Source organism: Streptomyces atratus, from assembly GCF_014648655.1.
Classification (GTDB): Bacteria; Actinomycetota; Actinomycetes; order Streptomycetales; family Streptomycetaceae; genus Streptomyces; species Streptomyces atratus.
Genome location: NZ_BMRN01000123.1, coordinates 1 through 5,271 on the forward strand (window position 1 = coordinate 1; position 5,271 = coordinate 5,271).

Genomic DNA, 5,271 nt, shown 5'->3' on the forward strand with positions numbered 1-5,271 from the left:
GACGGGCTCCTGGAGTACCTGGGCCGTGCCGACGAGCAGGTCAAGGTCCGTGGTTTCCGTATCGAGCCCGGCGAGGTCCAGGCCGTCGTGGCCGCGCACCGCGAGGTCGCCCAGGCAGCGGTCATCGCCCGCGAGGACACCCCAGGGGACACCCGCCTCGTCGCCTACGTCGTCCCCACCGAAGTCGACGAGGCCGACGAAGGACTACCGCGCGCGGTAAGGGAGGTGGCGGCACATCGTCTGCCGGAGCACATGGTGCCCGCAGCCGTGGTGGTGCTCGACGCCCTGCCGCTGACCGCCAACGGCAAGCTCGACCGCAAGGCCCTGCCGGCCCCGGACTACGCCGAGGCGGCGGGCTCCGGGCGGGGTCCCGAGAGTCACGAGGAAGCGGTCCTGTGCGAGGCGTTCGCCCAGGTCCTGGGCGTCCCCGAGGTGGGGGTCGACGACGACTTCTTTGCCCTCGGCGGCCACTCGCTGCTCGCGGTGCGCCTGGTCAACCGCATCAGGACGGTGCTCGGCGCCGAAGTGGAGATCGCGGCGCTGTTCGACGCGCCGACGGTGGCGGGCCTCGCCAAGCAGCTCGGAAACGTGAAGTCAACCAGGCCGGCGTTGCGGCCGATGCGTAACCAGGAGGAGTCCTGATGATTCCGTTGTCATTCGCGCAGCGGCGGCTGTGGTTCATCAGCCAGTTGGAAGGCCCGAGTTCGACGTACAACGTTCCGGTCGTGCTGCGGCTGCCGGGCGACGTGGAGCGCGACGCGCTCGGCGCGGCCCTGCGGGACGTGATCGGGCGGCACGAGGTCCTGCACACGGTCTTCGAGGTCGCGAACGGCGAGCCGTACCAGCGGATCCTCGGGCTCGACGAGCTCGACTGGGAGCTGACGGTCACCGAGGTCGCCCCGGCGGAGCTGGACGGAGCGGTCGACGAGGCCGGTCGGTACGCGTTCGATCTCGCCGCTGAACTCCCCATCAGCGCCTGGCTGTTCGAGTCCGGTACCGACGAACGGGTCCTCGTCGTGGTCATGCACCACATCGCGAGCGACGGCTGGTCGGAGGGCCCGCTGGTCCGGGACCTCACGACCGCCTACGAGGCGCGCGTGCGGGGCCGGGCCCCCGAGTGGGCGCCCCTGCCGGTCCAGTACGCGGACTATGCGCTTTGGCAGCGCCAGTTGCTCGGCGACGAGAACGACCCGGACAGCATGATGTCCCGCCAGATCGCCTACTGGCACGAGGCGTTGGCGGACGTGCCGGAGGAGCTGGAGCTCCCCGCCGACCGGCCCCGGCCGCCGGTGGCCTCACACCGCGGGCACATCGTCCCGCTGAGCGTCCCCGCCGAGGTGCATGCGCGCCTCGCGGCGGTGGCGCGGGCCGAGAGTGTGACAACGTTCATGGTCCTCCAGGCGGCCCTGGCCACCCTGCTGTCCCGGCTCGGCGCGGGCACCGACATCCCCGTCGGCACGGCCGTGGCGGGGCGTACGGACGAGGCCCTCGACGACCTGGTCGGTTTCTTCATCAACACGCTGGTGATGCGTACCGACCTGTCCGGCGACCCGACCTTCCGCGAGGTGCTCGCCCAGGTGCGCGGGACCGGTCTGTCGGCCTTCAAGCACCAGGACGTGCCGTTCGAGAAGCTCGTCGAGGAGCTGGCCCCGGCCCGCTCCCTGGCCCGGCACCCGCTCTTCCAGGTCATGCTGACCGTCCAGAACAATCAGCGGACCGTCGTCGACCCCTCCGAGACCCCGTCCGAAGGCCGCGAAGTCGGCGCCCGGGCCGCCAAGTTCGACCTCGACGTGTCCGTTCGCGAGCTCTTCGACGCGGCGGGTGCCCCGGCGGGCCTGCGCGGCTCGGTGACGGCGGCCGCCGACCTGTTCGACGTGGCATCGGTCGAGCGCCTGGCCGCACGGCTCACCCAGGTCCTCGACCAGGCGACCGCCGACCCTGATCGCGCGCTCAGCTCGATCCGGGTCCTCGACGAGGCCGAGCGCCGCCGGGTGCTCACCGAATGGAACGACACGGCGTCCGACCGTCAACTTGCCCTGGTCCACGAGCTGTTCGAGCAGTGGACCGACCGCACTCCCGACGCGGCGGCGCTCGTCACCGAGGGCCAGGAGATCTCGTACGCCGAGCTGGACGCGCGGGCAAGCCGCATCGCGCACTACCTCGTCGGCCAGGGCATCGGTGCCGAGGCGGTCGTGGGCCTGTGCCTGCCGCGCGGCGCCGACATGACCGCGGGCATCCTCGGGGTCTGGAAGGCGGGCGCCGCCTACCTGCCGGTCGACCCGGAGCAGCCGACGGACCGGATCGCGTACATCCTGCGCGACAGCCGGGCGGCGCTGGTGCTGACCACCGAGGACCTCTTCGACGAGCTGCCCGCCGGGCGGTCGCGCCTGGTGACCCTCGACGGGACCTTCGTGCAGATGCAGCTCGCGGCGGCCCCGGAGGAGCGTCCGGGCAAGGCGGTCGAACCGCAGTCGCTCGCGTACGTCATCTACACCTCGGGTTCGACCGGTCAGCCGAAAGGTGTGGCCGTCACACACGGCGGCCTCGCGAACTATGTGTCCTGCGTCCCGGAGCGTGTCGGCTTCGGAGGGGAAGGCGCGCGGTACGCGCTGCTCCAGGCGCAGGCGACGGACCTCGGCAACACCGTGGTCTTCGCGAGCCTGGCGACCGGTGGTGAGCTGCACGTCCTGGACGAGGGTGCCGTCACCGACCCGCAGGCGGTCGCGGCGTACCTCTCCGCGCATCGGATCGACCACTTCAAGGCCGTCCCCTCGCACCTGGCCGCGCTCTCGGCGGCCGGCGTCGACGCCGTACTGCCGGGGCGCTCTCTCGTCCTCGGCGGCGAGTCCGCCTCGGCGGCCCTGGCGGCGGAGCTGCTCGCGGCGGCCGGCGAGCGCGAGGTGCACAACCACTACGGGCCGACCGAGACCACGATCGGCGTCGCCACCACCCGGCTCACCGCCGAGCGGATCGCCGACGGCGTCGTGCCGATCGGCACCCCGATCGCCAACACCCGCTTCTACCTGCTCGACGCGTACCTGAAGCCCGCCCCGGTCGGGGTGGTCGCGGACCTGTACGTCGCCGGTGCCGGTCTGGCGCGCGGCTACGTGGGGCGCGAAGGCCTGACGTCCGAGCGGTTCGTGGCCAACCCCTTCGAGCCGGGTCAGCGGATGTACCGGACCGGTGACCGGGCCAAGTGGACGGCGGACGGCCAGGTGGTCTTCCTGGGCCGCGCCGACGACCAGGTCAAGGTGCGCGGCTTCCGTATCGAGCTGGGCGAGGTCCAGGGTGTGGTCGCCGCACACCCGCTGGTCGCGCAGGCGGCGGTGATCGCCCGCGAGGATGTCCCGGGCGACACCCGGCTGGTCGCCTACGCCGTCCCGGCGGACGTCGACGAAGTCGACGCCGAACTCCCGCGTACGATCACCCAGTTCGCGGCCCAGCGACTGCCCGGCCACATGGTTCCGTCGGCGGTCGTGATCCTGGACGCGCTGCCGCTGACCGGCAACGGCAAGCTGGACCGCAAGGCGCTGCCCGCCCCGGAGTACGCCTCCGGTGCCGGCCGGGGCCCGTCCAACGCCCGCGAGGAGATCCTGTGCGCGGCGTTCGCCGAGGTCCTGCGCCTCGACGGGGTCGGCGTGGACGACGACTTCTTCCGGCTCGGCGGCCACTCGCTCCTCGCGATCCGCCTCGTCGAGATCCTGCGCGGGCGCGGCGTCACGGTGTCCGCGCGGGCGCTGTTCCAGACGCCGACCCCAGCTGGGCTCGCCCTCGCGGCGAGCGCCGAGCAGGTGGCCGTCGCGGCGAACCTGATCCCGGCCGACGCGACCGAGATCACCCCCGAGATGCTGCCGCTCGTCGACCTCACGCACGAGGAGATCACCGCCGTGGCCGCCACGGTGACGGGCGGCGCGGCGAACATCGCCGACGTCTACCCGCTGGCCCCCCTCCAGGAGGGCCTCCTCTTCCACCACCTGCTCGCCGAGGGCGGGGGCGACGCGTACGTCCTGCCGACGGTCGTCGAGTTCGACTCGCGCGAGCGGCTCGACGCCTTCCTCGGCGCCCTCCAGAACGTCCTGGACCGCCACGACATCTTCCGCACGTCCATCGTGTGGGAGGGCCTGCGTGAGCCGGTCCAGGTCGTGTGGCGCCACGCCACCCTGCCGGTGACCGAGGTCGCCCTCGACGCGGACAGCACTGACGCGGTCGCCGACCTGGTCGCGGCCGGCGGCTGGACCATGGACCTCGGCGAGGCGCCGCTGATCCGGGTCCACACGGGCCGGGCACCCGGTGGGGAGACCGCGGGGCAGTGGCTGGCACTGGTGCGGGTCCACCACATGGTGCGCGACCACACAGCCCTCGAAGTGCTCATGGCGGAGGTTCGGGCGCTCCTGGAGGGACGGGGCGCGGAGCTGCCGGAGCCGCTGCCGTTCCGTACCTTCGTCGCCCAGGTGCGCGGCGGCGTCGACCGCTCGGAACACGAGCGCTACTTCGCCGACCTCCTCGGTGACATCACCGAGCCGACCGCCGCCTTCGGCGTCGCGGACGTACGCGGTGACGGCGCGGGATCGGTGCGCCAAGTCGTACCGTTCGAAGGCGAGTTGACCGTACGACTCCGGGGGATCTCCCGCCGCCTCGGCGCGAGCCCGGCGACCCTGCTGCACCTGGCCTGGGCCCGCGTGCTCGCGGCGGTCAGCAGCCGCGAGGAGGTGGTCTTCGGTACCGTCCTGTTCGGCCGCATGAACGCGGGCGAGGGCGCCGACCGCGTGCCGGGCCCCTTCCTCAACACGCTCCCGGTCCGCGTCCGCACGGACCACCTCGGAGTCCTCGAGGCGGTCACCGCGATGCGCGGCCAGCTGGCGGAACTCCTTGAGCACGAGCACGCGCCGCTCACGGTGGCGCAGCAGGCCAGCGGGATGCCGGGCAGCGCACCGCTCTTCACGGCCCTGTTCAACTACCGCCACAACGGCGGGGGCGGCGACACCGAGGCCCCGGAGGCGCGCGACGAGCGGCTCGACGGCATCAGGACGGTCTTCTCCCACGAGCGCACCAACTACCCGCTGCTCGTCTCCGTGGACGACAACGGCGACGGCCTCTGGGTCGCCGTGGACGCGGTCGCGCCGATCGACCCGCGCGTGGTGGGCGAGTTCGTGCGCACGGCGGCCGGGAACCTGGTCTCCGCGCTGGAGTCGGCCCTGGACGGCGACCACGACGACGTGCCGCTGAGCTCGGTCCAGGTGCTGGACGAGGCCGAGCGGTACCGGGTGTTGA

2 protein-coding genes are annotated in these 5,271 nt (G+C 72.6%); both read left to right on the forward strand.

Translation table 11 applies throughout. The annotated features are described in order from the left end of the window. The coding region (locus tag IEZ15_RS43370; protein ID WP_189282432.1) for a phosphopantetheine-binding protein at positions 1-642 on the forward strand (642 nt) is incomplete at its 5' end. Next, a partial coding sequence (locus IEZ15_RS43375; RefSeq protein WP_189282433.1) for a non-ribosomal peptide synthetase occupies positions 642-5,271 on the forward strand: 4,630 nt, incomplete at its 3' end. The genes IEZ15_RS43370 and IEZ15_RS43375, both read left to right, overlap by 1 nt.